We start from the raw sequence: 24,735 nt of genomic DNA, 5'->3' as shown, positions 1-24,735 counted from the left end.
CTGCCGCTCGCCGAAGCGGCCTGCCGGTCGGGGCTGCGCACCACGGGTTTCGACGTCGATGCCACCGTGGTCGCGACACTGGCCGCCGGCCGGTCGCCCGTCGCGGGACGCTCATCGTGTCGCGGCGGTTCGACCCCGACGCTGCGTTGCGCGCGATCGACGAGCACGAACCGACCCACGTGTTCGGCGTGCCCACGATGCTGAGCCGCCTGGCCGGGCGGCACCGCACCGGTCGCCCGCCGGGGCTGCGCGCGCTGGTGTCCAGCGGTGCTCCGATGCCCCCGGCGGTCGAACAGCGGGTCCGGACCCGGTTCCGCACCCCGGTGATCCTCGTCTACGGCTCGACCGACGGCGTGAACTGCCACAACGCCGTCGACGGCCGCCCCGACCCGGCGGTCGCCACGATCACCGTCACCGACGAAGCCGGCCGGCCGCTCCCCGCCGGCACGTCCGGGGAGGTCCGCGCCCGCGGCCCGATGACGCCGATGTCCTACGTGGCCGACCCCGGGCTGAACTCCCGGTACCGCACCGCCGGCGGCTGGGTCCGCACCGGCGATCGCGGCTTCCTCGACGAGGACGGCGTACTCCACGTGACCGGCCGCGGCGGTCAGATCGTCCTCCGCGGCGGCCGCACGATCAGCCCGGCCGAAGTCGAAACGTACCTGTCCGGCCACCCCGCCGTGGCCGAGGTCGGCTGTGTGGGCGTTCCGGACCCGGACCTGGGGGAACGGCTGTGCGCCTGCATCGTGGCCCACCCCGGGCACCCACCACCCGGCCTGGCCGAACTGGCCGGGTACCTGCGCACCCGCCACGACCTCGAACCGGTCAAGCTCCCGGAACGCCTCCTCGTCCTGCCCCGCCTGCCCCTGGGCCCGACGGGAAAGGTCAGCCGGACGACCCTCACCCGGCTGGCCACCGCACACCCGGACCGGACCGCGCCGGGAAGAAGGCTTCCGCGGTGAGGCGGCTGCTCCCGGTCAGTTCGCCGCGCGGCAGTCCCAGGTCATCTCGACGGTGGTGCCGTCCGGACTGGAGATGAGGGACACCTCGTCGGCGAGGGTGCGGATCAGGGGCAGCCCCCGGCCGTGCAACAGCCCGCGGACGCGGGCGGGCTCCCACTGCCCGCGATCCGCGACGGTCACGGTGAGGCGATGGCCGTGATGCCGGGCGCTCAGGTCGAGCAGCCCGGCGTGGCCGGCGTAAGCGTGGACGACGACGTTGGCCATCGCCTCGTACACGGCCAGCACGAGGTCCGGCACCCGCCCCACGGCCAGGCCGGCACGCCGGGCCCACTCGCCGACCTGGCGTCGCAGGCCGGCCAGCTGGTGCGGAGTCGCCTCCAGCCCGCGGCGGTGGAGGTCGGCGACATCGCCGTCACAGTCGGCTGCGGGCGCGTCAGGCAAGGGGTCGCGGGAGTCGGTAGTCATGCACGAGACCCTTTCTGTCGTCCACCTGGGGGTACCCCGGTTTCGGGAATCCCACTCGCGCCTGCCGACACGGCCAGAAAATCTATGCTCACCGGAGTAGACATTCGGCGGCGGGCGTGTGTAGTCTTCTCCTCGCAGCGAGAGAACTCAGAAGAGAAGGGAACGGGAACATCATTGGATCGCCCGCAGCGGCCGGGTAGTGCCGCGCGGGTGCCGTAGTCCCATCGAGTTCGGAGGTGGTGCTCGGTCACGAGTAAGCGATCACCGCGGAAGCCGGTTCCCGGCTGGACGCGGGTGCAGAACGCCGGCGGTCGCGCCGGTCGGCAATGGTGAAATCCCAACCTCCGAGGGCCCCGGGTGCCGTAGTGGCACCCGGGGCTCTCTGTGATGCGGAGGTGGAATGATTCCTGACCGACAAGGCCCGGCCACGCCCAGCGCGGCCGACAAGTTCGACGACGAGCACTACCCCGCCTACACGATGGGCCGGGCCGCCGACTTGCTCGGCGCCACCCAAGGCTTCCTGCGCAGCCTCGGCGAAGCCGGGCTGCTCACCCCGCAACGGTCCGCCGGCGGCCACCGCCGTTACTCCCGCCACCAGTTGCGGATCGCCGCCCGCGTGCGCGAACTGGTCGACCACGGCACCGCCATCGACGCGGCGTGCCGCATCGTGTCCCTCGAAGACCAGCTCCGCGAAGCCCAGCAACAGAATTCCCGTCCCCAGCCCACAGAATGACACCGTGGGTGTGCCGCCTTCCTCGGCGGTACACCGCTCAGCGGCGCTCCGAAAAGCCACGCGCGATCGCGTTTCCACCGGATTCGACCCGGGTCACGTCACCGGCGGTGGCCGCGATGCCCGCCCGCGGCGACGGCCGGGCGGTGCGGCCCCACAGCAGCTCCTTCCCCACGGCGAGTGCTCGACCCGCTGGGCCCGCACGCGGCCCACCCCCTCGGCGGCGTGCCGCTCGGCCAGGCTACGGACGGCCACGGACGCCTGCACGGCTACCGCGGACTGTACTGTGTGGACGGTGCATCGATGCCGGGTTCCCCGGCCGCGGTCAACTGGCGACCATCACGGCCACGTACGAGCAAGCCTGCGAAACGTCTCCGGATCGCTGTGCACCGGCACCACGCAGAGCAGGTGGCCGCCGGGCGCGCGCAGCGTGTGACACTCCAGCCAGCGCGAGACCGGCTTCGCGCCCAGAGCCGTCAGCCGGGCCACCTCCGCCGCCACGTCATCCGTCTCGATGTCGACGTGGTAGCGGGGCTCGTCGTCGACCGCCTGGATGTCGACGACCAGATCGGGCACGGCACCGTCCAGCGAGGTGAACTGTTCCTCGCCCGCCACGGAACGTGCCGGAACTCCCAAGGCGGCGGACCAGAAACCCGCCGCCGAACCGGCTTCCGCCACAGGCGTGTCGATGAAGATTCCGAACAGCCGGCTGCGATGCACCGCGTGAGACTATCCGAGGCGCGGTCATGCCGCCTGGCGTTGCGGGAACTCATCCCGTCACAGCTCGCCGTCCCGGGTACTCGACGCGCCCGCGCGGTCCAGCAGCTCGGCGGTCGCCTCCCACAAGCGGCGCTCGCGGGCGCGGTCGTGCGCGATCGGCTCGGCCTCCGTCAGCTTGGTCTTCACCACGAACGCGCCGGCACGCAGGTGCGCCCACTTCTCGTCGAGGGCCATCGCGGCCAGCAGGGGCCCCGAACGCTGCGGGGTCGAGACGCCCGGAATCCGGCCCAGGGCACGGCTCATCGCCTGGAACGCCGCGGGGGCGCCGCGGCCCAGCGCGGTGCCGGGCATCCAGCCCGGCTCGAACACGGACACGGTGATCCCCGGGCCGGCTTGGCGCTGCAGTTCGTGGGCGTAATACAGGATCGCGAGCTTGGCGTTGGAGTAGGCGACGCCGGAGGCGGCCATGCCCGGGGCTTGCTCGCCGCCGGCCGGGCGGGCGAGCTCGGCGGGGTCGGCCCACTTCGCTTCGGGCACGCGCAGCAGCTTGCGCCAGAAGTTGGCCTGGTAGGTGTTCGAGCCGACGAGCACCACCCGCGCCGGGGCGGTGAACGACGTGAGCAGGTCGCCGATGAGCTGCGCGTGCGCGAGGTGGTTGACGGCGAAGGTCAGCTCGTAGCCGTCGGCCGAGGCCCGGCGGGTGTCGGCCGACATGGTGCCGGCGTTGGCGACCAGCGCGCGCAACGGGCGGACGGCGCCGTCGGCGAGCAGGCCGCGGACGGTGGCCGCGGCGGCACGGACGTCGGCCAGGCTCGCCAGGTCGCAGCCGATCTCGTGGACGTGCGCCCCGAGGGCACGCGCCTCGCCGGCGACCGCGGTCAGGTCGCGCCCGGCGCGGCCGACGAGCAGCAGGTCGGGTCGCTGCCCGTCCGGGCGGCCGGCCATGGCCAGCACGGCGTGGCGGCCCAGGTTGCGCGTCGGGCCGGTGATGAGGACGGTTCCGGGTTCGGTCATGGCTCCAGCCTGCGAGCCCGTAGCGGCCGCAGCCAGTCGTCGGGTTTTCGTAGGACTCCCAGGGCCAGGACAACCCGGGCGCACTCGTCCAGAATGGACCACGTGGAAGCGTGGGAGTTCGGCCGGACGCTGCGGCGCTGGCGCGACCGGGCCGCACCCGAGGCGGTCGGCGTGCCGGCGGGCCGGCGGCGGCGCGCCAGCGGATTGCGCCGCGAAGAGCTGGCCGCGCTCGCCGGCATCTCGGCCGACTACCTCACCCGCCTCGAACAGGGACGCGCGACGGCGCCGTCGACCCAGGTCGTGGAGTCGCTGGCCCGCGCGCTGCGCCTGGCCGACGCCGAACGGGACCTGCTCTACCGGCTGGCCGGGCACGTCGCGCCCGGTCCGGACGTCGTGCCGTCGCGGGTCGCCCCGAGCGTGCAACGGCTGCTCGACCGGCTGTCGCACACCCCGGTGGTCGTCTACGACGCCACCTGGACGCTCGTGCTGGCCAATGCGCCCTACAACGCGCTCATGGGCGACACGACCGGCTGGCGCGGGCTGGAACGCAACGCCGTCTGGCGCAACGTCGCCCGGCTGCCCTCGCGAGTCGTGCACACCCCGCGGGAACAGGCCGAACACGAAGCCCGGCTGGTGGCCGACCTGCGCCTGACCGCGTCGCGCTACCCCGCCGACCGCACGCTGCGCCGCCTGCTCGCCGACCTGGCCGCCGGCAGCCCGCGGTTCGCCGAGCTGTGGGACGCCGAGGCACCGCCGCCCGCGGCCGACCCGTCCCGGCGCAAGACCATCGACCACCCGGCGGTCGGCTCGATCACCCTCGATTGCGACACGCTGCTCGTCGCCCTGGACGACCTGCGCATCAGCGTCTACACCGCCGAGCCCGGCAGCGAGGACGCCGACCGCCTGGCCCTCGCCGCCGTCCTCGGCACCCAGTCGCTCCAGCTTTGAGCACAACGTCCGGAACGCCGGCGCCCCGGCTCAGGTCACCTTGATGACGACCTTGCCCGCGGCATGCCCGTTCTCGACGGTGGCCAGCGCGGCCGGGGCGTCCGACAGCGGGTGAACGGCGGAGATCACCGGCGCGAGCACCCCCTCCAGGGCCAGCCGGGCCGCGCGCGCCAGGTTCTCGCGGTCGAGGCGGCGCTCGACGAACCGGCCACCCAGCTCGGCCACCGACTGGTCCCCCACCGCGATGACGGTGCGGGGCTCACGAGCCAGCGCGGCGACCGTCCGCAGCGAGGGGCCGCCGACCAGGTCGACGATTCCGTCGACGCCGTCCGGCGCCGGCTCGCGGACCGCTGCGACGACGTCCTGCGCCGTGTAGTCGACGAACTGCACGCCGACGGCCTCGGCCTGCGCGCGCTTGGCGGCACTGCCGGTGCCGAGCACGTTCAGCCCGCGCGCCGCGGCCAGCCCGGCCACCGCGAGACCGACTCCGCCGCCCACGCCGTTGACCAGGATCGTGGCGCCGGCCGGGAGGCCGAGCTGGTCCAGCGCGTCCACCGCGGTCGTTCCCGCCACCGGCAGCGTCGCCGCCACCGTCGGGGACAGGCCCTCCGGAACGCGTGCGGTGTTCGCCGCGGACAGCACCGTCGTCTCGGCGTACGTGCCGCCGCCGGTGAGCGCGAAGCCGAAAACCGCGTCCCCCACCTCGAGCCCGTCGACGTCCTCCCCCAGCGCGAGCACCGTCCCGGCCGCTTCCATGCCCAGCACGCGGGGGAACGGACGCCCGCCGTCGAGGCCGGGGACCAGCCCGGCGCGCAGGAGGTGGTCGAGCGGGTTGACGCCGGCGACGTCGACCCGGATCAGCACCTCACCGGAACCGGGGACGGGATCGGGACGTGCGAAGAACTCCTGCACCTCCGGGCCGCCGAAACCCCGGAAACCCCACGCCTGCCCCATTTTTCCGCCACCTTCCGGATGACCGCCCGGTGGTTCCGGGCGTTGCCGCCATCCTCACCGGTGACACCGGTGTCAGGGGCAACCGGCCGAGACGCAGGTCACAGCGGCCCCCGGCGGGAGGGGAGTCACGGGAGCCCGGGCAGCAGCGCGTCGAGGGTGATCGGCAGCTTCCGGACCCGGACCCCGGTCGCGTGGTACACCGCGTTCGCGACCGCCGCCGCGGTGCCGACGATGCCGATCTCGCCGACGCCCTTGGTGCCCATCGGGTTGACGTGCGGGTCGTGCTCGTCGAGCCAGTCGGCGCGCAGGTCGGCGACGTCGGCGTTGGTGGCGATGTGGTACTCGGCCAGGTCGTGGTTGACCACGTGCCCGGTGCGCGGGTCCATCGTGCTGCTTTCGAACAACGCCATGGACAGGCCCATCGTCATCCCGCCGAGGAACTGGGACCGGGCGGTCACCGGGTTGACGATCCGGCCGGCCGCGAACGTGCCCCACAACCGCGAAACGCGGATCTCGCCGGTGTCGGCGTCGACGCGCACCTCGGCGAACTGGGCGCCGAAGGCGTACATCGAGTACTGCTCCTCGGCCGGGTTCTCCGGCGTGTCCGCGCTCGCCTCGGCGCCCTCGGCCGGGTCGGTGCCGAACTTGTCGCGGAACGCCTGCGCCGCCGCGACCACCGCCGTCCCCCAGGACGCCGTGCCGGAGGAGCCGCCGGCGACGGTCGCCTTCGGGTAGCCCGTGTCGCCGATGCGGACCTCGACGTCCGAGGCCGGGACCCCGAGGGCGTCGGCGGCGATCTGCGGCAGGATCGTCCAAGCTCCCGTGCCCAGGTCGGCGGCGCCGATCTCGGCCACGTACCGGCCGTCCTCGAACCGGATCAACGCCGTGGACCCGGGCGAGCGCTTCGCCGGGTACACCGACGCCGCGACGCCGGTGCCGGTCAGCCACCGGCCGTCGCGGCGGATCCCGGGCCGCGGGTCCCGCTCCGCCCAGCCGAACCGCTCGGCCCCGGTGCGCAGGCACGCCACCAGGTTGCGGCTGGAGAACGGCCGCCCGTTCTCCGGATCCCGCTCGGGCTCGTTGCGCACCCGCAGCTCGATCGGGTCCATGCCCAGAGCGACGGCGAGTTCGTCCATCGCGACCTCCGGGCCGAACATCCCCGGACACTCCCCCGGCGCCCGCATCCACGACGGCACCGGCACGTCCAGCGCGGCGAGCCGGTGGCCGGTGGCCCGGTTCGGCACCGCGTACATCATCCGCGCGGGCACCCCGGTCTGCTCGGCGAACTCCTTGATCCGCGACGTCTGCTCGACGACGTCGACCCGCAACGCGCGCAGCCGCCCGTCGCGGTCCGCGCCGAGCCGCACGCGCTGGATCGTCGGCGTCCGGTAGCCGGCGAGGGCGAACATCTGCTGCCGGGTCAGTGCCAGCTTCACCGGGCGCCCCGGCACCGCGCGGGCGGCCAGGGCGGCGAGCACGACGTTCGCGTGCGGGGTGCCCTTCGAGCCGAACCCGCCGCCGACGTACGGACAGCGGACCCGGACTTTCTCCTCGGGCAGCCCGAAGACGTCCGCGATGGCCGAGCGCACCGGGTGGACACCCTGGGTGGAGTCCCACAGGGTCAGCATCCCGTTGTCCCACAACGCGGTGGTGGCGTGCGGCTCCAGCGGGTTGTTGTGCTGCATCGCCGTCGTGTACGTCTCGTCGGTGGTCACCTCCGCCCGCCCGAGTTCGGCGTCGGCGTCGCCCTGCGCGGTGTCGGTCGGGAAGTCGGGGTTGACCGAGTCCGGCGCGTACAGGTCGCTGCGGCCGGCGCTGAGCTCGACGTCGTGCGGCTCGACGTCGTACTCGACCTCCACCAGCTCCGCGGCGTACCGGGCGGTCTCCGGCGTCTCGGCCAGCACCAGCGCGACGACGTGCCCGCGGAAGGGGATCTCGTTGTCCTGCAGCACGGCCAGCTCGGCGTCGTCGGTGCTCGCCAGCCGCTCGGCGGTGAACGGCGTGATCACCCGCACCACGCCGTCGAGGCTCTCGGCGGGCACGGTGGCGATCCGGGCGCAGCGGCCGCGGCCGATGGTCGCCTGCACCGGGTGGCCGTACAGCGGCCCGTCGGCGGGCGCTTCGAAGGCGTACGGCGCGGTTCCGGTGACCTTGGCCGGGCCGTCGCGGCGGGTGGTGGCGGTGCCCATGGCGCGGGGTTCGAGCAGCTCGGTCATCGGGTCGGCTCCTCGGTCGTCAGCTCGCGCAGCACCGCGGCCAGGGTGCGTCGGACGAGCGGGATTTTGAAGGCGTTGCCGCCGTCGACGCCGTCGAGCGCGCGGGCCCCGGCCAGCTCGGCGTCCGCGGCGGCGCGGTAGACCTCCTCGCCCGGCCGGGCGCCGCGCAGCACGGCCTCCGCCTCGGTGGCCCGCCAGGGTTTGTGCGCCACCCCGCCGAAGGCCACCCGGACGTCGTCGATCTTTCCGTCCACAACGGACACCCCGGCGGCGATCGAAACCAGCGCGAACGCATACGACGCCCGGTCGCGGACCTTGCGGTAGGCCGACCGCCGCGCCCACGGCCCCGCGGGCAGGGTGAAGCCGGTGATCAGCTCGCCGTGCTCCAGCACGGTGTCCCGTTCGGGGTGGTCGCCGGGCAGCCGGTGCAGCTCGGTGAAAGCGATTTCCCGCTCGCCGACCGGCCCGGTGACGTGCACCCGGGCGTCCAGGACGGCCAGCGCGACCGCCAGGTCGGACGGGTGCGTGGCCACGCAGGCGTCGGACGCGCCGAGGATCGCGTGCTGGCGCGTGGCGCCGCCGAGCGCGGAACAACCCGAGCCGGGTTCGCGCTTGTTGCACGGCGTCGTGACGTCCTGGAAGTACAGGCAGCGGGTGCGCTGCAACGGGTTTCCCCCGGTGGTGGCCATGTTCCGCAGCTGGGCCGAGGCACCGGACAGCAGCGCTTCGGCGAGCACCGGGTACCGTTCGCGGACCGTGGCGTGCGCGGCGAGGTCGCTGTTGCGCACCGCGGCCCCGACGAACAGGCCGCCGGCGTCGTCCTCGCGGATTTCCGCCGGCGTGACGCCGGTGACGTCGACGACCCGGTCCGGCCGGGCCACGCCCAGCTTGAGGTGGTCGACGAGGTTCGTGCCGCCGCCGAGGAACACCGCGCCCGGGTCCGCGGTCACGGCCCGCACGGCCTCGGCCACCGTGGCGGGCTTGGCGAAGGTGAAGGTCTTCATCGCGAGTTCCGGACGGCGGCGACGATCCCGGCGTAGGCCCCGCAGCGGCAGAGGTTCCCGCTCATCCGTTCGGCGATCTCCTCGTCGGACCACTCCGGGGCGGCGCCGACCGGCGAGGTGACGTGGCTCGGGGCGCCCTCGGCGAACTCGGCCAGCAACCCGGCCGCGGAGCAGATCTGGCCCGGGGTGCAGTACCCGCATTGGAAGGCGTCGTGGTCGAGGAACGCCTGCTGGATCGGGTGCAGCCCGCCGTCGGCGGCCAGCCCGGCGGCCGTCGTGACGTCGGCGCCGTCGCAGGTCACCGCCAGGGTCAGGCAGGCCAGCACCCGGCGGCCGCCGACCAGCACCGTGCACGCGCCGCACTGGCCGTGGTCGCAGCCCTTCTTCGCGACCGGCTCGCCCAGCTGCTCGCGGACCAGGTCCAGCAGGGTGCGCCGCGGGTCCACCGCCAGCCGGTGTTCGGTGCCGTCGACCCGCACCGCGATCGTGCTTTCCGCACCGGTGTCTTCACTCGCCACCATGGGGCCGCCCTCTCCGTGGGATCGTTCCGCGTACCCGTTCGCGACGGGACGAAACCGCCGCGCTGATCACGCCGACACGTCCAGGACGGTCTTGAGCCACCCTTCCTCGCGGCGGTCGAACGCCTCGTAGGCCTCGATCGCGTTCGCCGGAGCCTCGTGCTGGGTGATGAACGCCAGCGGATCGACCGCCCCGGACGCGACCATGCCGAGCAGGCGGGGCACGTACCGGCGGTGGTTGCAGTTGCCCATCCTGATCGTGAGGTTGCGGTTCATCGCCACACCCAGCGGGAACCGGTCGAAGCCGGGCGGGTACACCCCGATCACGCCGATGCTGCCCGCCTTCGCGACCGCTTCGACCGCCCACCGCACGGCCAAGCTCGGCGCGTTGCCGGGCACCCACTGCTCCCCCGACGGCGCCGCGTCCGGCGCGGCCAGCGCCCGCTCCTGCTCGAACTGCCCGGCCTGCTGCTCCAGCTCGTCGGCCGCCGGCCCGCTCGACGGCCGCTGGGCGTCCACCCCGACCGCGTCGATCACCCGGTCCACCCCGATGCCACCGGTCAGCTCCTTGACCAGCGCAACCGGATCTTCGCGGGTGAAGTCGATGGTCTCCGCGTTCTGCCCCCGGGCCTTGTCCAGCCGCGACGCCAGCCCGTCGACGACGAACACCCGGCCCGCGCCCTGCCGCTTGGCCGAGGCGATGGCGAACTGCCCGACCACGCCGGCGCCCAGCACCAGCACGTTGTCACCCTGGCCGACTTCGGCCAGCCGGGCGCCGAACCACGCGGTCGGGAAGATGTCGGACACCAGGATCGCCTGGTCGTCGGTCACCGGATCGGGGATCCGCACCAGCGTCGTCATCGCGAAGGGGATGCGCGCGTACTCGGCCTGCAGCCCGTCGACCGGGCCGGTCGTCTCCGGTCCGCCGAAGAACGACGTCCCCGCCGAAGGGCCGTTCGGGTTCGCGGTGTCGCACTGGGCGAAGTACCCGGCCCGGCAGTAGGAGCACGTGCCGCAGCCGATGGTCGAGGTCACGACCACCCGGTCCCCGCGGGAGAGGCCGCGCACGGCCGGGCCGAAGTCTTCGACCACCCCGACGGCTTCGTGGCCCAGGATGGTGCCGGGCTGCATGCCGGGCATGGTGCCGCGGACCAGGTGCAGGTCGGTGCCGCAGATCGCCGACCGCGTGATCCGGATGATCGCGTCGCTGGGTTCGAGGATCTTCGGGTCGGGCACCTCGTCGATGCGGATGTCCCCGATGCCGTGCCAGACCACTGCCTTCACTGCTCCTCCTTCGGCCGGAAGCCACCCGCGTACCCGCCCTGGTGGCCGGTACGCCTTCGGTGGCGAAGGGATTGACGCAGCGCCGGCCGGGTACGCCGCCACCCACGCCACCACGACGGAGGACGACTGATGACGCTGCCCCTGCTCGAGTGCCGCCCGGAAAGCCTCGGCGGAATCGCCCCGACTGCGATCGGAACGGTGTGATCGCCATGCCCGGAACCGACCAGCCACTGGGCGAACTCGAAGTCGTCCACGAATTCACCGGGCCGATGCCGACCGGTGTCAGCGTGTCGCGCCGGGGGCGGGTGTTCGTCAACTTCCCGAAGTGGGGGGACGACGTGCGCTTCACCGTCGCCGAACTGCGCGACGGCGACCTCGTTCCCTACCCCGGCCAAGCCTTCAACGATCCCGAGAGCGACACCGACCCGGCCGCCCTGGTGTCGGTGCAGAGCATCGTCGTCGACGCGGGCGACCGGCTGTGGATCCTCGACACCGGCAGCCCGTTGTTCCGGCCCACCGCCCACGGCGGTCCCAAGCTCGTCTGCGTCGACCTCGAACGCGACGAAATCACCGCCACCATCCTGTTCCCCGAAGACGTGGCCCTGCCGACCACCTACCTCAACGACGTCCGGTTCGACCTCGGCCGCGGGGTCGCGTTCATCACGGACTCCTCGGACCAGGGGCCCAACGGGATCATCGTGGTCGACCTGAACACCGGCGAATCCTGGCGGCGGCTGCACGACCACCCCAGCACCAAGGCCGAACTGCTACCGGACCTGCGCATGGTCGTGGAAGGACGCGACTTCGTCGAACGCTCCGAGGACGGCACCACCAGCCCGGTGAAGATGGGGGCCGACGGCATCGCCATCGGCGCCGACGGCGCCCGCCTGTACTACTGCTGCCTGGCGTCCCGCCGGTGGTGGAGCGTCGCCACCGAGGCCCTGATCAACCGCGAGCTCGACGACGACGCGGTCGCCGCGACACTCATCGACGAAGGCGACAAGGGCGGCGCCGGCGACGGCCTGGAAACCGACGACCAGGGCCGCCTCTACGTCACCGACGGCGAGCACAACGCCATCCACCGCCGCCACCCGGACGGCCGCTGGGAGACCGTCGTCCACGACCCGCGGCTGCTGTGGCCCGACACGATGTCCGTGGCGGACGGCCACCTCTACGTCACCGCGAACCAGCTTCACCGCCAGGACAAGTACCGCGGCGGCAAGGACGAACGGCAGTACCCGTACTACCTGTTCCGCACCCCGATCGACGCCGGCCCGGTCAACCTCCGCTGACCCCACGAGCCAGCGCGGCGATGACGTCCTGCAGGCGAGGTTGCCGGCTTCGGCGAGCCGCCGCCGTACTGCGACGAAGTGAGCCTCAGGACTTGTCGGCGGCGTCGGCCGTGAAGATTTCGACTTCCAGGAACGTTCGCCACTGGGCAGGCGATTCGCTCGGCAGGCTGCGATATGTCGCAGCCTGGACCCGGTGCCGGGCTGCGCCCTACTCCAGATTTCGCGGACCAGCGGGCCTTCCTGGCGGTATCTGGCGTACCCGGCGTCGACAGCGAAGACGACGGCGGCCGCCCGGAACGGTAGGCGTCAATCGCCTCGAACCGGACTTCCTGCGCGATTTCGCCCTGCCGCGTCGCGGCCTGGCAACGCCGCCGGTATCGGCGGCTCACCATCACCCCGGAACTGCTGCGGATCGGCGAACGCAGCTGACGTCATGGGCCGCGGAAAACACCATTTCCGCCCGGAAATCGACCGTTCCGGGACAGCGAACGGAGGTTGTGCCCTTCGGTGCGGTGGCCAGCGTGGCGATCGGAGCCTTCCGGATCAGGAGGACGGATGATCTTCCACCGGAAGACCACCGCCGCGTTGACGGCCGCCGTCGTGCTCGTGTTGCCGTCGGCGATACCGGCACCCACGGCATCGGCGGCCCCGGTGTGCTCACCGGGCACCACCGTGACCACCGACGACGGCCCGGCCTGCGGAGTCGCGGGCACGGAAGTCGGTTCCTGGCCGAGCATCCGATACGCCGCGCCCCCGGCCGGCGACCTGCGCCGGGAACCACCGCGGCGGCCCGCACCGTGGACCGGGCCGTTTCCCGCGACCACGGAAGGGAACCAGTGTCCGCGACCCGCCGGCACCGGGCCGGGGTCGGCTGACGAAGACTGCCTCAACCCGACCGTCCGCGTCCCCGCCAAGCGGGGTCCCGGCCCGCTGGCGGTGATGGTGCAGATCCACGGCGGCGGGTTCCCGCTGTGGAAACCGCAGGACGCGAGCCACCTGACGGCGGCGGGCAACGTCATCGGCGTGGAGGTCAACTACCGCCTCGGGATCTTCGGGTTCCTGGCGCACGAAGCCTTCGGCGGACTCGTGGGTGACTGCGGGCTCCAGGACCAGCAGGCGGCGTTGCGCAGTCGGCTGCGGTGCCGCGGCGGCGTGCCTGCGGGGCTCCCGCAGTTCTTCGTGGACCCCTCGGCCCCCAACGGGGCCTACCACATCGCCGAGTGGCTCCTGCTGCTGCCGGAGGGCACCAAGCTGATCCCCGACCAGCGGGTCCTGTCGGGTCAGCTGGTCGCGCGGTGGACCGGATTCGCCCGCACCGGCAACCCCACGGTCGACGGCACGCCCCGGTGGGAGCCGTACACGCCGGACAACCCGGACAACCCGGTGGTCATGTCGCTCGACGCCGCGGGAGACAGCCCGCTCACCACGCAGATCCCGCTCAGCTCCTCTGCGACCGCCTGTGGGACCGCCTGGGCCCGCGCCCCGAACGTCCTGCCGCGCCGGAAAAGTGAGGAGGCCTTCACCGGTCACCTGGTGAACCGCGCCGCCCCGGGGTCGAGGCCGAGGGCGCGGGTGAGGGTCGTCGTCCACCAGCGGAGCTGCGAGTCACCATCCGCGGCCGCCTCGCCGGTGAGGCCGGCACTGCGGCGGAACGCCGGCCCGTACAGCGGCTCGGTGGCGAGGGCCTGGTGCAGCGCGGCGACGGCGAGCCGGGTGTCTTCGACGGGGACGTCGTCGCGGTCGGGGCGCAGGGCGTGGAGCGCCTCGACGACGGGGGCGAGCATCCCCGAGCCGTCGTCCCGCCACCCCGCCGCGTGGAGGGACACGGCGAGCTCGCCGTAGCCGCGACGGTAGAACGCGGCCAAGGCCTCGACCAGTTCGCCGGGTTCGGCGCGGCGGCCGAGCCAGGACGCCAGCACCGCCGCCACGCCGTCCCGGATCTTCCGGCCGCCGTGGCGCAGCAGCGCCTCCAGGAGCCGGTCGCGGGTGCCGAAGTGGTGGCTGATCCCCGCGTCGGTCATGCCGACCCGGGCCGCGACCGCGCGCACCTGGACGGCCGCCGCGCCGCCTTCGGCAAGGAGTTCCTCGGCCGCGTCCAGGATGAGGCGTCTCGCTTCGCCGGCCGGGCGGCGCACTCGCGCACCTGTCACCCGCACCACCTTACCTTGACGAGTCAAGGCAACGGGCTTACCTTGATATCACCAGGTAAGGAGGCGCCGTGGCCGATCCCACCGCCCCGCGGGCGCGTCACCTCGAGCGCCCCGACGTGGTCCTGCACGGAACGGAGGCGGGCCGCGGACCCGCTGTCCTGCTGCTGCACGCCGGGGGCGAACGCCGCCGGGTGTGGACGCCGGTCGTCGCGCATCTGACGGCGGCCGGGTTCCGGTGCGTGGCCTACGACCAGCGCGGACACGGGGACAGCGGTGGCTCAGCCTCGGCGTTCGAATCCTATGTGGACGACGTCGGGGCGATGCTGGCCGCCGAGCCGCCCGGGTGCGTGGTCGTCGGCGCTTCGCTGGGCGGGCTCGCCGCCGTGGCCGCGCTCGGCGATCCGGCGGTGCGGGTACGGGCGGCGGGCCTCGTGCTGGTGGACGTCGTGCCCGGGCTCGACCGGCACCGGGTCCGCCGGTTCCTGGCCGGCCTCGGCGTGCTGGAAGCGCACGCCGCGCTCGTCGACGACATCCTCGGCCAGGTCCCGCGGCTGGGCCGGGCCCTCGCGCAGCTCGACCTGCCGCTGCTGCTCGTCCGCGGCGGCCCGGGGTCGGCCGTCACCGGCGACGACGTCACCGGGTTCCTGCGTTCGGCCCCGCAGGCCACGGTGACCGCCGTTGCGGACGCCGGGCACCTCGTCGCCCGCGACCGGCCGGAGGCACTCGCCGCGACCATCGCCGCCGCCACCGCCGAGTGGCCGGCTCTGGCGCTGCTGCGCACTCTGGGCGCGGAGCGGCTCGCCCATCCCGGCGGGAACCTCCTCGACCACAGCCGGCGGGTGCGCGACCTGGTGGCGGCCTGGCGCGGGAGCCGTCGCGTCCGGCTCGCCGCGCTCTGCCACGCCGCCTACGGCACCGACGGCTTCCCCCACCGGCTGCTGGCGCCGGATCGCCGGGCCCGCCTGCGCGCGGCGATCGGTGACGAGGCCGAAGCCCTCGTCCACCGTTACGGCGCCTGCGAACGGCGGACGACGTACGCGCGTCTCGGCGCGGTCCCGCTCCCGCTCACCGATCGCTTCACCGGCGAAGTCGTTGCCCTGGCCGGCGAAGACCTCGCCGGTTTCGCGTTGCTCACCATCGCCAACGAGCTCGACGTCGCCCGCACCGCCCGGCCGGCACCCGAGGTCCGTGAGGGCATCCGGGCCCTCGTCGCCGCGATGGCCCGCTACGCCCCCACCGCCGCCGCCCACGCGCTCGCCGACCCGGCCCTGCAGGCTCGGTCGCCGTGACCGGGACGCCGCTCATCGAGGCGGCAGGACGACGGAGGCGCTGCCCCCGGGGCCGGTCACGGTGGCGCGGACGGTGCTCTCGGCCGGCAGCCGGACGATCGTGACCTGCCAGGTCCGCGGTGCGCCGACGTCGTGGGTGCTCGTGGCCTGCCGGACCAGGTCCGGGATCCGGTCCACCGGCACCTCGCGCAGGTCGAAGCGCGGAACCGGGGCGTCGGTGGGCGCGAACACCACCGACAGCCGGTGGTCCTGGACGACGGCGGTGAGAACCTGCGAAACGTCGGTCGTGCCGGCCAGGGCGTCCACGGCCCGGCGCAGTGCGCCCGCGTCCAGCAGCGAACCGGTGACGGTGACCGTGGCGGAGCCGGCGGACGAGGTCGTCGACGTGGACGACGACGGCTCCTCCACGGCCGGCTCCGGGGCGAACAGCTCCCCGTGGAACCGGCCGAGGACGACGGCCGCGCCGAGCACGAGTCCGATGAGGACGGCGACCGCGAACGCCCATCCCTCCGGTGGCTCGTGGACCAGCGTGGATTCCGGCGCCGGCTCGACGACCGCGCCGGCCGCCCGGCGCCGCCACTCCGCTGCCGGCTCCGGCACGACCCGGGCCCGCCACGGCCGGTCCGGCGGGTAGGCGACCACGAGGACGTCGCCCGTCCGGTAGCGCGGGAGGTCGACCAGGTTGACGTGCTCGGTGATCTCGGTGCGGAACGACGGTGCGTCGCCGGGGGCGATCGTGAGCATCAGGGTGAGCGGGACGTCCCCCGTCTCGGTGCCGCCGGCGTGCCGGCCCTCGATCCTCGCCAGGGCCAGCCGGGGAACGACGGATTCCTCGCGGGCTCGTCTCGGCAGGCCGGCCAGGAAGAGCAGCAGGCCGTAGCCGAGCGGAAGTCCCCAGGCGATCAGGATCAGGGGGACGCGTTCGAGGATGATCCCGGCGACGAAGGCGCTCAGGGTCGCCCCGGTGACGCCGCCGGTCGCGAACCCGCGCGCGAGGGCGGCCGGGCCGGGTGGGGCGGGCACAGCGGACATGGTGGTACTCCAGGCTTTCGCGGGGTTACGGGGCCGGTTCCACCAGCACGGAATCCGGGTCCTGGGGGTCGTAGCGGACCAGCACCGCCGAGCCGCGGGCGGGCGCCTGCAGCAGCGGCGTGACCAGGGTCGTCACCACCGTGCGCTCCCCCGTCTCCGCCGGGAAGCGGACGTGGACGACGAACTGCGGGTGCCCCATGATCCAGACGTCGGTGCACTCGACGTGCGTGACGAAGCCGGTCACCTGGCGGCCGCGGTGGCGCAGCGCCTGCACGCGGTCGTCCGCCTCCGCTTCGGTGAGGTACGCCCGCAGCAGCACCGTGATCATGATCAGGGCCGCCAGCGCGGACACCGCGGGCACCAGGTACGGCTCGTAGTACACGACCCAGTCCACATCGGACCACGGCTCGGCCCGGCCGCCGGAAACCGGCAGCCGCTGCCCCACCGACTCCGGCGGCGTCCACGACGGGATCGCCAGGCCGCTGCCCAGCGCCACGCCGAGCGCCGTGGTCAGGGAACCCGCCCGGAAGCCGGCGCCGACCCGCCCCGGCGACGGGCCGGCGGCCCACAGCATCGCGAAGCCGAGCGAGGACGCCACCGTGATCGCGACGCTGAAGAACAGCACGAGCGAAACCACCGGGCCCGCGTCGACCCCCCACGCGTCGACGCGGTTCAGCGACATCAGCCGGAAGCCGTCCAGCAGCCCGAGCGCCCCGGACCAGCCGGCCGCCGCCCACGCGAGCGTCGTGGGGACCCCGAGCAGCCACCACCGCCGGCCCGGCCGGCGGACCGGCCGAGGCTTCCCCAGCAGGCCGAAGGCGAACACCGCGGCCCTCTAGGCGATCAGGCCGAACACGGCGACCTTCGCCGGGTCGGCCGGGTCGACGCGGGCCTCGTGCCGGGTGCCGGGCGCGTACTGCTGGATCGTCGCCGGCGGCGTGATCAGCGGCGTCACCGTCCGGTAGGTGGTGCCGTCGGCGCGGGTGACCTCCAGCGTCGCGGTGTAGCGGGCCTGCCCGGCCACCGTCCGGTGCGTGGGCTCAAGGGCCCGCACGACCAGGGTGGCCGCCTCGCCGGTGTCGTACAGGCGCCGCAGTTCCGTGCCGTAAGCCTGCAGTTCCTGCTGCTGGCGCAGCTGTTCGTCGGCGGGCAGCGCCATGAACTCCGCCATGGCGGGGTCGGCGTACAGGTTCCGCAGCGCCTGCGCGGCCAGCTGCGGGGTCGGCAGCTGGGGCGTGATGTCGTGGCCCTGGGCCGCGGCCGCCTGCCGGAACTGCTCCGCGTGCTGCTGGAACTCCTGGGCGCCGCGGGCCGCGCCCTGCCGGGTCGCCTCGTTGACCTTGTCGCGGATCTTCTTGAACATCGGTCCTGCCTTTCGCTGTGCGGTGTGCACACAGCGTCGGCGGACCGCGGTGCTACCGAACCCAGGTTTGCCCGTCGTCGGTGGCGTCGAGGCAGGTCACGGCGGCCCAGAAGGCCGGCGAGCCGGCCGGTCCGGGCCGGTCGCGCCACCGGGCGAGCCGGCGGCGCTGCCAGGCGCACAGGTCGGTGACCGGGTCGTCGCCGGCCAGCGCCGTGTCGACGGCGATGACCAGTTCGGCCATCGGGTCCGCCCCGGGCACCGCCGCCGACGTCGGCAGCGCCCACACCGTGGCGGCGACCAGCCGCGCACCGGCCGCGACGGCGGCGAGCAGCACGCCGAACGGCTCGGGCAGGCCGAAGTCGCTCGCGCTGGCGCAGCCGATCAGCGCCACCCGCGCCGGCATCGCAGCCACCGGGGACAGCGCGAGATCGGCGGCGGTGAACGGCCGGTGCGCCCCGATCGGCTCGGCCGTCCCGGGCAGCCCGGCCGGGCAGGACAGGTGCAGCGCGGTCTGGGCGCCGTGGTCGTCGCGGACCTGGCTGACGTGCCCGGCGAACACCAGCCGCGAGCAGGGCTCGGCGAGCAGCCGGCCGAGCAGCCGCCGGTCGGTGTCGGTCCGCCGGACCAGGTCGAGCCCGCGCGCGGCGGACGGCCGGACGGGACCGGCCGCGAGCTGCGCGTCGAGGTGCCGGATCAGCGGCGACGCCGGCTCCTGCCTGCCGAGCACCGAGCCCAGCTCGCCGAACGCGCTCTGCCCGGGGATCCGCGGGTCGAGGACGTAGACCGGCGGCCCGGGCGGGGCCGGCGGGCGGCGCGGGATCCCGGCCGGCGCGAGGAGGGAGACGTCGGCGACGTCGAGGACGCGCTCGTCGCCGTCGAAGCAAGTGCCCTCCTCGCCGGGTTCGAGCCCGCGTTCCGGCCGCCGGTCGGGCAGGGCGAGCAGCCCCCACGGCACCGCGGCGAGGCTCGGCGACGGCTGGACGCGCAGCAGCGGACGCCGTCCGCCGGCCGCCGCGGCTCGCAGGCGCGTGACGAGGTCGGCGGGCAGGAGGTTGAGGGCGAGGGCCCGGGCCAGGCGCTGTTCACCGGCGAAGCTGCCGAAGGCGCCGTCGCCCAGCGAGCGCCGGACGGCGTCGGCGGCGCTCTCGCCTTCGCACGGCGTCGGCGAGGCGGCCGCCAGGAACTCGCGGGCCGTGGCGACGAGCACGGCGTCGACCGGGTGCGTGTGGACGGTGTCGAGGTCGGCGGTGGTCCGCCAGCTGAGGTAGGTGTGCCCGGCGTCGGCGTAGCGCAGGAGGAACGTCTCGCGCGCGAAGCCGGCATCGGGCCACGTCGTGACGGGCGCGGTGGCCGGCCGGGACGAGCCGTACCGCTCGGCGGCGACATCGAGCCAGCGGTCGAGCTCCATCGGCGAGCCCGGCGACCAGCGCAGGGCGGGCGGCGGGGCCAGGCGGAGGGGCAGCGACGCCGTGACGGTGCCCAGTGCGGCCAGGGGCAGCCCGGCGGCCGGCGGCGCCGGCTCGGGGGCCGGCAGCTCGCCGGTCAGGTCGAGCGCGGGTGCCCCGGCCCCGGTGTACGCCCCGACCGCGCAGGTGCGCTCGATCAGTTCGGCGGCCAGCCTCGGTTCCTCCAGCCGGGCCAGTAAAGCCATCAGCAGCTCGGCCGCCGGGCCCGCGACATCGCGGGCCCAGGCCGTGCGCGCCCGCGGCGAGGCGAACGCGAACCGGTAGTCCGCCGCCGCCAGCGCCACCGGAAGCAGCAGGTCCAGCACCGCCCGCAGGTCTTCGCCACGGGCGAAGCCGAGCTCGGCCGCCACGAAATCCGTGTGCAGGCACTGGAGCCAATCCCCCGAAGCCCGCGCCGATTCCCGCGCGCGGGTCAAGTGCTCTTCCGCCGTCGCCCAGCCGCCCTCCGCCGCGGCGCAGCGGGCCAGTGCGACGTCGAACCGTCGCCGGCCCGGTGTGTCCCCGTTCGCCCGCCAGATTTCGCCCGCGTGCTCGAACTGCTCGCGCGCCTGCCGCGGATCCCCGGCGAAGAACAGCAAACTGCCCAGCGCGAAGCTCGCCTCCGCCACATCACCGGTCACGCCGGCCGCCGCAAGCTCGTCCCGGGCGGTGACGATCGCCGTGACCGCGCCCGCGAAGTCGCCGCCGAGCGCCCGGTCCGCCGCCAGGTCGACGGCGAACTTCGCGGCCGCCGGCCGGCCCTCGTGCCGGGCGGTGAGCCGGACCAGGTCCGCCCGCGCGTCGGCGTCCTCGCCGCCGGCCTGGCGCAGGCGGGCGCGTTCGGCGCAGGCCATCGCCTGCAGCGACGCCGCCTGGTCGCGGACTTCCCCGACGTCCACGAGCGGTTCGAGGGCGGCGAGGATCTCCTCCAGCGACACCAGGGCCCCGGCCGGGTCGCCGGCGGCCACCTGCACCCGCGCTTCGAGGATGCGCAGCGTCAGTTCGTCGGCGCCGTGCGGATCGAGGAGCCGGCGGGGGTACTGCCCCGGCCCGGCCGCCTTCCGGGCGGCCGCCCGGTGCCGCTGGCCGGCGATCAGCTCACGGGCGCGGACGACGTCACCGTCCTCAGTGGCCAGTGAAACGAGCACGCGGTCCGCGACCTCACGGGATCCTTCCATCATCCGGAGCTCGGCGTACTGTCCGAAGTGGACCGCCGCGGCCGTGCCGACGCGGAAGGCGGCCAGCACCGTCTCGGCGCATTGGCGCGCGTTGCCCGGATCGCCCGCGGAATAGCAGACCGTCGCCAGGTCGCTGACGGCGGCGAGTTCGAGATCGATCCGGTCGAGCCGCTGCGCGAGCTGCCGCATCCGCCCGTACTCCCGGTGCGCGCCCACGACGTCCCGCGCCCCGGCGAGCCGCTTGGCCACCCCCTGGGCTTCGAGGGCTTCACCGAGCAAGCCCTCGTATTCGGCTTCGGTGAGCGAGCACGCGGCCAGCACGCCGTAAGAAGCCGGGTCCAGGCCGAAATGCGCGGCGACGCACCGGCAGTTGTAGCCGTGCGCGCTCGCGCCGGCCAGCTCGTCCGGCAGCGGCCGGTCCGGCGGGTGCAGCGGCGGCGGCAGGCCGGCGAGCACGTCAGAACTCCCCTGCGGCGGCCGCGCGCTCGGCCAGCGTCCTGGCCTCCGGCGGCACCTCCTCGCGCGCCCGCACGAGCGACACGACCTCGGCCCGGTCCTCCCGCGTCGTCCCCAGGACGCTCTCGGCGGTCACCCCGACGACGAGTCCGATGTGGACCGGCGGCACGGCACCGGCCAGGTCGGCCGCGCCGGCGAACCGTCCGGCGCCCAGGTGCAGGGGCACCTGCGCGACCACCTCGCCGTCCTGCGTCGCGAACGCGGTGAGGACCGCGTCGGCGAACGCCCCGGCGACCTCGACCTCGAGCCGGGTGGCCGTCGGCGCCGCCACGATCCGCCAGGTCACGGTGTCCTCGGCGGCGTCGAGGACACCCGGCGGCACCCGGGCCCAGTCGACGCTCGCCCGGCCCCCGGCCACGACCCCGGCGCCCGCCACCGGCGCCTCGGCCCCCGCGGCCAGCGCGTAGGCCCGCTGCCCGGGTGCCGCGGTGTCCGCCAGGGTGGCCGCGGCTTCGGCGCGCACGACGTCGTCCCGGTCGTCGAACCACGCCGACAACCGCCGGCACAGGCCGCGAACCTCCTCGGCGACCGCCGTCGCCGCGATCCCCTCGGCCGCGGCGTCGAACAGCTCCCCCGCGGTGGCTTCGAAGCCGTCGAGCATCCCCTCGGCCACGTCCTCGACGGCCGCGGTCGCGACGGCGGCTTCCAGCTCCAGCAGCGCCGGGTCCAGGGACGGCACGCCGAGCGCCGGGCTCGCGGGCCACCACCGGCGGGCCCACAGCAGCAGCGCGAGAGTGGCCGGCTCCGGCCGGGCGGGGACGTCGACGTGCCCGGCCGTGAGCGCTTCCAGCGCGCGTTCGGCGCCGACGAGCCGGGTCAGCCACGGTTCCGCGGCGGCCGCGTCGGTCAGTTCGACGCGCATCGACCCGGGCCGCCCGGCGAGCAGGTCGGCGAGGGGGAAGCGGAGGAGGCCACCGTCCGCCGCGACGACGGGGGTGTGCACCGGGTGCGTCACGAGACGGCCTCCAGGTCCGGCAGCCGGGCCTCGAGCGCGCGACGCACCTTCGTCCGCAGATCCAGCGACGTCGAGCGGACGACGCCGGTGACGAGGTCCCGGACGTCCGCGGCGTCGGCCGGGCGATCGCCCCGCACGTCGAACCCGTGCAGCCGGATCCACAGCCGGCCGAGGAACTGCTTGGCGAACTCCCGCAGCTCGCGCACGAGCTCGGCGTCGGGCCGCCGGGTCAGCGGCGTGGCCCCCGCCAGTGCGCGCCGGGCGTGCAGCACATAGCCCTCGCGCGCGACCTGGGCGTTGAGCTGCCGCGCGAATCCGGGGCCACCGGCGGCCCCGTCGAGCGGCCGGAGTGCGGGCGCGAGGACGACGCCGAGCGCGAAGCAGGTGGCCAGGGCGGGTAGCGCAAGCCCGAACCCGGCGGCGACCCGGGCCAGCTCGTCGTCGACCAGACCGGCGACCGGCCCCCGCTCGGCGGCCGGCAGCCGGCGCAGGGTGGCCCGCACCCGCCGTTCGACGCTGCGTTCGAGAAGCTCGGGGCCGGTCTCGTCGCGCCGGTGCAGCGGCGGCACCCCGGTGCGGTCGCCGCGCTGCAGGCCGAGCTCCGGCAGCCCGGGGACGGCTTCGGCGAGCGTGCCGGTCCCTTCGCGCCGGCGCAGGGCGAGGCCGAAGGCGTGCCCGGCGGCGGAACCGGCGAGCGTCCGCCAGGCGGTGTCGGAGAGCTGGTCCACGAACGCGCCGAGCAGCGCGGCGGCGTCCTCGGGCGCGAGACCGGCGTCGGGACTGTCGTGCCAGCGCTGGTGCAGCTTCGCGGTCAGGTCCGCCGCCACCCGCGGATCGGCCAGGTACGCGGTCAGCCGGGCCACCCCGGCGTCCTCGCCCTCGCCGTGCCACTCGCGCAACGCGGACGCGGCCGTCTCCGGGGCGTCCGGGCCCGGCATGCCGAACCCCGTCGCCAGCTCGTACGCCAGCGGGAAGCAGACGTCCTGGACGTCGCCGTCGGTGATCCGCAACGCCCGGCGCTGCCGTTTCAGGTGCGGAAACCACGCGGCCGTCGCCCGCAGCCGGGCCGCGTCGGCCAGCAGCAACCCGGTCAGCTCGGCCGCCGCGGCCGGCTCCAGCACCGGGCGGCCCAGCCGCGGCCGCGCCGCCGCCCGCACCACGAGCGGGTCGATGATCTTCTTGACGGTCCGGGTCAGCGGGCCGCCATCACCCGACGACAGGACCTCGACGCCGGGGATCCGCGCCCAGGCCGCCGCGAGGACCGCCGAGCGCAGCCGGGGCGCACCCGCATCGACCACCGGCCCTCCCCCTTCACCGCCCGCAGCATACCGGGCGTGAGCAGGCAACCGGCCGATCCGGGCCAGCCGGGGTCACGGCTTGCCCGGCGTCCCTCCCGGCCCCGCGCCCTTCCCGGCGTTCGGCCGGGGTTGGCCCCGCTTCGCCGGGCCGCGGTCGAGGGCCACCGGTTCACCGGCCGGCTTCGCCGCCCGGTGCTGGGGGCGCCCGGCGTCGACCACGCCCGCCGGCGCGGCGGCTTGCGAGGTGACCACCACGACGGCCGTTGCCGGGGCCAACGTCACCGAAGGAGGAACCACGACGGAGCTGGTGGGCGGGGCCGCCGCGGGCAGCGGCGCCGGCGTGCTCCCGGCCTCGGCCGACGTGGTGAGCACCGCCGCGAGCACGGCCGCCGCGGCCGCGGTCGCCAAGCCGCCGGCCGCGGCCACCACACGCCGCCGCCCGGGCGCCGCCGCGGCGGGACGCACCGCGGTGGCCGGAAGCGCGCGCAGCAGCAGCGGGATCTCTTCGGCGCTCGGGCGGTCGCCGGGTTCGCGGGCGGTCATCCGGGTCAACGCGTCCGCGAGCGGGGCCGGGGTATCGGCGGGCACGCGCGGCGCCCGGTGCAGCCGGGCCGTCGCCGACTCCGCCAGGGTGCCGGGGAACTCGAGCCGCGCGGTCAGGCACTCCAGCAGGATCAGGCCGAGGGCGTAGATGTCGGCCGCCGGTCCGGCCGGCTCCCCCAGGATCTGCTCGGGCGCCAGGTAGGCGGCCGTACCGGTGACCAGGCCGGTGCCGGTGATCCGGGTGGAGTCCAGCTCGTGCGCGATACCGAAGTCGGTGAGCACCGGACCGCCGGGACCGAGCAGCACGTTCGCCGGCTTCAGGTCGCGGTGCACGATGTGCCGGGCGTGGACGTGGGCCAGCGCGTCCGCCAGCCGGACCGCCAGCTCGCTCACCTCCGCCGCGCTGAACGGCCCGGCGCACAGCCGCTCGGCGAGGTTCTCCCCGTCGATCAGCTGCATCACCAGGTAGGGCCGGTCCCCCTCGGTGCCGCTGTCGAACAACGCGACGATCCCGGGATGCTGGACGCTGGCCAGCAGGGTCTTTTCCCGCGCCCGGCGCAGCTGCTCCACGGCCACCACCCGGCTGTCGTAGACCTTGACGGCCACCTCCCGCCCCAGCTCCCGGTCGACGGCCCGGTAGACCCCGGCGGTCGCGCCCCGCCCGATCAGCGACCCGGTCTCGTACCTCCCGGCGATCACATCCGCCAGCTCGTTCGTCATCGGGCAGGCCCCCATCCGGCTCGGCTCTACCTTCGATACCCGCCACGACGGCCCCCGCAAACGCGACTTCGGTCTCCTTCCGCAGTTACACCGACACCGGCCGAGGCACGTTCGGCGCCGTCGCTTGCCGGCGCCCGGC

Annotated in this window: 24 protein-coding genes and 2 pseudogenes; 7 read left to right on the top strand and 19 right to left on the bottom strand. The window is 74.7% G+C overall.

Annotated elements, in window-relative coordinates:
- Positions 1-116: 116 nt before the first annotated feature.
- Complete coding sequence (locus tag C2L59_RS45730; RefSeq protein WP_233224079.1) at positions 117-962, top strand: class I adenylate-forming enzyme family protein; 846 nt, start codon at positions 117-119, stop codon at positions 960-962.
- Between the two features lie 15 nt (positions 963-977).
- On the opposite strand, the gene C2L59_RS45725 is transcribed toward C2L59_RS45730, so the two are convergent.
- Positions 978-1,427 carry an ATP-binding protein gene (locus C2L59_RS45725; protein ID WP_103355828.1) on the bottom strand — a complete coding sequence of 150 codons (450 nt, stop codon included), beginning with the start codon at positions 1,425-1,427 and terminating at the stop codon, positions 978-980.
- Between the two features lie 400 nt (positions 1,428-1,827).
- Between C2L59_RS45725 and C2L59_RS45720 the strand changes: the two genes are divergently transcribed.
- Positions 1,828-2,160, top strand: coding sequence for a helix-turn-helix domain-containing protein (locus C2L59_RS45720; protein ID WP_103355827.1), 333 nt, complete (start codon positions 1,828-1,830; stop codon positions 2,158-2,160).
- A 37-nt stretch (positions 2,161-2,197) separates the two neighbouring features.
- On the opposite strand, the gene C2L59_RS50005 is transcribed toward C2L59_RS45720, so the two are convergent.
- Entirely contained in the window at positions 2,198-2,332 is a 135-nt protein-coding gene (locus C2L59_RS50005) for a hypothetical protein (RefSeq protein WP_255410373.1), read from the bottom strand.
- Positions 2,333-2,337: 5 nt separating this feature from the next.
- Here C2L59_RS50005 and C2L59_RS50560 point away from each other — a divergent pair.
- Positions 2,338-2,469, top strand: a pseudogene (locus C2L59_RS50560) (GMC oxidoreductase); the annotation flags it as partial.
- Between the two features lie 27 nt (positions 2,470-2,496).
- Here the strand turns inward: C2L59_RS50560 and C2L59_RS45715 are convergent.
- Together C2L59_RS45715 and C2L59_RS45710 are read right to left on the bottom strand one after the other, a co-directional pair.
- The gene (locus C2L59_RS45715; protein WP_199199782.1) at positions 2,497-2,877 is read right to left on the bottom strand and encodes a VOC family protein; all 381 of its coding nucleotides are present in this window, start codon (positions 2,875-2,877) and stop codon (positions 2,497-2,499) included.
- A 57-nt stretch (positions 2,878-2,934) separates the two neighbouring features.
- Positions 2,935-3,891, bottom strand: coding sequence for an SDR family NAD(P)-dependent oxidoreductase (locus C2L59_RS45710; RefSeq protein WP_103355826.1), 957 nt, complete (start codon positions 3,889-3,891; stop codon positions 2,935-2,937).
- A 93-nt stretch (positions 3,892-3,984) separates the two neighbouring features.
- Between C2L59_RS45710 and C2L59_RS45705 the strand changes: the two genes are divergently transcribed.
- On the top strand, positions 3,985-4,839 hold the full coding sequence (locus tag C2L59_RS45705) for a helix-turn-helix transcriptional regulator (RefSeq protein ID WP_199199793.1): 855 nt from the start codon (positions 3,985-3,987) through the stop codon (positions 4,837-4,839).
- Positions 4,840-4,869: 30 nt separating this feature from the next.
- Here the strand turns inward: C2L59_RS45705 and C2L59_RS45700 are convergent, their stop codons facing one another.
- The 5 genes from C2L59_RS45700 to C2L59_RS45680 all read right to left on the bottom strand — a co-directional run bounded on the left by C2L59_RS45700 (position 4,870) and on the right by C2L59_RS45680 (position 10,815).
- Positions 4,870-5,793 carry an NADP-dependent oxidoreductase gene (locus tag C2L59_RS45700; RefSeq protein WP_103355825.1) on the bottom strand — a complete coding sequence of 308 codons (924 nt, stop codon included), beginning with the start codon at positions 5,791-5,793 and terminating at the stop codon, positions 4,870-4,872.
- Positions 5,794-5,918: 125 nt separating this feature from the next.
- Entirely contained in the window at positions 5,919-8,009 is a 2,091-nt protein-coding gene (locus C2L59_RS45695; RefSeq protein ID WP_103355824.1) for a xanthine dehydrogenase family protein molybdopterin-binding subunit, read from the bottom strand.
- The gene (locus tag C2L59_RS45690) at positions 8,006-9,013 is read right to left on the bottom strand and encodes a xanthine dehydrogenase family protein subunit M (RefSeq protein WP_103355823.1); all 1,008 of its coding nucleotides are present in this window, start codon (positions 9,011-9,013) and stop codon (positions 8,006-8,008) included. The genes C2L59_RS45695 and C2L59_RS45690 overlap by 4 nt, the downstream gene beginning before the upstream one ends.
- Complete coding sequence (locus C2L59_RS45685; RefSeq protein ID WP_199199780.1) at positions 9,010-9,534, bottom strand: (2Fe-2S)-binding protein; 525 nt, start codon at positions 9,532-9,534, stop codon at positions 9,010-9,012. The genes C2L59_RS45690 and C2L59_RS45685 overlap by 4 nt, the downstream gene beginning before the upstream one ends.
- A gap of 66 nt (positions 9,535-9,600) precedes the next feature.
- Complete coding sequence (locus C2L59_RS45680; protein WP_103355822.1) at positions 9,601-10,815, bottom strand: zinc-dependent alcohol dehydrogenase; 1,215 nt, start codon at positions 10,813-10,815, stop codon at positions 9,601-9,603.
- A gap of 209 nt (positions 10,816-11,024) precedes the next feature.
- Here C2L59_RS45680 and C2L59_RS45675 point away from each other — a divergent pair, with 209 nt between their 5' ends.
- Positions 11,025-12,107, top strand: a complete 1,083-nt coding sequence (locus C2L59_RS45675) for an L-dopachrome tautomerase-related protein (protein ID WP_103355891.1) — start codon at positions 11,025-11,027, stop codon at positions 12,105-12,107.
- 431 nt (positions 12,108-12,538) lie between these two features.
- Here the strand turns inward: C2L59_RS45675 and C2L59_RS49695 are convergent, their stop codons facing one another.
- Positions 12,539-12,844, bottom strand: a complete 306-nt coding sequence (locus tag C2L59_RS49695; protein ID WP_233224091.1) for a hypothetical protein — start codon at positions 12,842-12,844, stop codon at positions 12,539-12,541.
- On the opposite strand from C2L59_RS49695, the pseudogene C2L59_RS50555 reads away from it, so the two are divergent.
- Positions 12,759-13,175 (top strand): annotated as a pseudogene (locus C2L59_RS50555) (carboxylesterase family protein); the annotation flags it as partial. The gene C2L59_RS49695 and the pseudogene C2L59_RS50555 overlap by 86 nt on opposite strands.
- 212 nt (positions 13,176-13,387) lie before the next feature.
- Here C2L59_RS50555 and C2L59_RS49680 read toward each other — a convergent pair.
- Together C2L59_RS49680 and C2L59_RS45660 are read right to left on the bottom strand one after the other, a co-directional pair.
- Complete coding sequence (locus C2L59_RS49680; RefSeq protein WP_233224090.1) at positions 13,388-13,531, bottom strand: hypothetical protein; 144 nt, start codon at positions 13,529-13,531, stop codon at positions 13,388-13,390.
- Between the two features lie 102 nt (positions 13,532-13,633).
- Positions 13,634-14,257, bottom strand: a complete 624-nt coding sequence (locus tag C2L59_RS45660) for a TetR/AcrR family transcriptional regulator (RefSeq protein ID WP_233224078.1) — start codon at positions 14,255-14,257, stop codon at positions 13,634-13,636.
- 68 nt (positions 14,258-14,325) lie between these two features.
- On the opposite strand from C2L59_RS45660, the gene C2L59_RS45655 reads away from it, so the two are divergent.
- Positions 14,326-15,546 carry an alpha/beta fold hydrolase gene (locus C2L59_RS45655; RefSeq protein ID WP_103355820.1) on the top strand — a complete coding sequence of 407 codons (1,221 nt, stop codon included), beginning with the start codon at positions 14,326-14,328 and terminating at the stop codon, positions 15,544-15,546.
- Between the two features lie 12 nt (positions 15,547-15,558).
- Here the strand turns inward: C2L59_RS45655 and C2L59_RS45650 are convergent, their stop codons facing one another.
- The 7 genes from C2L59_RS45650 to C2L59_RS45620 all read right to left on the bottom strand — a co-directional run bounded on the left by C2L59_RS45650 (position 15,559) and on the right by C2L59_RS45620 (position 24,596).
- Positions 15,559-16,578 carry a hypothetical protein gene (locus C2L59_RS45650; RefSeq protein WP_103355819.1) on the bottom strand — a complete coding sequence of 340 codons (1,020 nt, stop codon included), beginning with the start codon at positions 16,576-16,578 and terminating at the stop codon, positions 15,559-15,561.
- Positions 16,579-16,603: 25 nt separating this feature from the next.
- Positions 16,604-17,404 carry a DUF3592 domain-containing protein gene (locus C2L59_RS45645; protein ID WP_103355818.1) on the bottom strand — a complete coding sequence of 267 codons (801 nt, stop codon included), beginning with the start codon at positions 17,402-17,404 and terminating at the stop codon, positions 16,604-16,606.
- 9 nt (positions 17,405-17,413) lie between these two features.
- On the bottom strand, positions 17,414-17,941 hold the full coding sequence (locus C2L59_RS45640) for a hypothetical protein (protein WP_103355817.1): 528 nt from the start codon (positions 17,939-17,941) through the stop codon (positions 17,414-17,416).
- Positions 17,942-17,993: 52 nt separating this feature from the next.
- Positions 17,994-21,020 carry a tetratricopeptide repeat protein gene (locus C2L59_RS45635; protein ID WP_103355816.1) on the bottom strand — a complete coding sequence of 1,009 codons (3,027 nt, stop codon included), beginning with the start codon at positions 21,018-21,020 and terminating at the stop codon, positions 17,994-17,996.
- Between the two features lies 1 nt (position 21,021).
- On the bottom strand, positions 21,022-22,035 hold the full coding sequence (locus tag C2L59_RS45630; RefSeq protein WP_103355815.1) for a hypothetical protein: 1,014 nt from the start codon (positions 22,033-22,035) through the stop codon (positions 21,022-21,024).
- Positions 22,032-23,333, bottom strand: a complete 1,302-nt coding sequence (locus C2L59_RS45625; RefSeq protein WP_103355814.1) for a hypothetical protein — start codon at positions 23,331-23,333, stop codon at positions 22,032-22,034. Before C2L59_RS45625 ends, C2L59_RS45630 begins: the two co-directional genes overlap by 4 nt.
- Before the next feature lie 72 nt (positions 23,334-23,405).
- On the bottom strand, positions 23,406-24,596 hold the full coding sequence (locus C2L59_RS45620) for a serine/threonine-protein kinase (protein WP_103355813.1): 1,191 nt from the start codon (positions 24,594-24,596) through the stop codon (positions 23,406-23,408).
- Between the last annotated feature and the right edge of the window lie 139 nt (positions 24,597-24,735).

The sequence above is a fragment of the Amycolatopsis sp. CA-128772 genome, assembly GCF_002904295.1.
Lineage (GTDB): Bacteria > Actinomycetota > Actinomycetes > Mycobacteriales > Pseudonocardiaceae > Amycolatopsis.
Note: the sequence above shows the minus strand (reverse complement) of the source record. Positions and strands in the feature narration are given on the sequence as shown.

What these genes read in the sequence shown, in the direction of transcription:
- C2L59_RS45725 (WP_103355828.1), bottom strand. Translation starts at nt 1,427, where the DNA reads ATGACTACCGACTCCCGCGACCCCTTGCCTGACGCGCCCGCAGCCGAC.
- C2L59_RS45720 (WP_103355827.1), top strand. Translation starts at nt 1,828, where the DNA reads ATGATTCCTGACCGACAAGGCCCGGCCACGCCCAGCGCGGCCGACAAG.
- C2L59_RS45710 (WP_103355826.1), bottom strand. Translation starts at nt 3,891, where the DNA reads ATGACCGAACCCGGAACCGTCCTCATCACCGGCCCGACGCGCAACCTG.
- C2L59_RS45705 (WP_199199793.1), top strand. Translation starts at nt 3,985, where the DNA reads ATGGACCACGTGGAAGCGTGGGAGTTCGGCCGGACGCTGCGGCGCTGG.
- C2L59_RS45700 (WP_103355825.1), bottom strand. Translation starts at nt 5,793, where the DNA reads ATGGGGCAGGCGTGGGGTTTCCGGGGTTTCGGCGGCCCGGAGGTGCAG.
- C2L59_RS45695 (WP_103355824.1), bottom strand. Translation starts at nt 8,009, where the DNA reads ATGACCGAGCTGCTCGAACCCCGCGCCATGGGCACCGCCACCACCCGC.
- C2L59_RS45690 (WP_103355823.1), bottom strand. Translation starts at nt 9,013, where the DNA reads ATGAAGACCTTCACCTTCGCCAAGCCCGCCACGGTGGCCGAGGCCGTG.
- C2L59_RS45685 (WP_199199780.1), bottom strand. Translation starts at nt 9,534, where the DNA reads ATGGTGGCGAGTGAAGACACCGGTGCGGAAAGCACGATCGCGGTGCGG.
- C2L59_RS45675 (WP_103355891.1), top strand. Translation starts at nt 11,025, where the DNA reads ATGCCCGGAACCGACCAGCCACTGGGCGAACTCGAAGTCGTCCACGAA.
- C2L59_RS49695 (WP_233224091.1), bottom strand. Translation starts at nt 12,844, where the DNA reads ATGCTCGGCCAGGAACCGACTTCCGTGCCCGCGACTCCGCAGGCCGGG.
- C2L59_RS45650 (WP_103355819.1), bottom strand. Translation starts at nt 16,578, where the DNA reads ATGTCCGCTGTGCCCGCCCCACCCGGCCCGGCCGCCCTCGCGCGCGGG.
- C2L59_RS45640 (WP_103355817.1), bottom strand. Translation starts at nt 17,941, where the DNA reads ATGTTCAAGAAGATCCGCGACAAGGTCAACGAGGCGACCCGGCAGGGC.
- C2L59_RS45620 (WP_103355813.1), bottom strand. Translation starts at nt 24,596, where the DNA reads ATGACGAACGAGCTGGCGGATGTGATCGCCGGGAGGTACGAGACCGGG.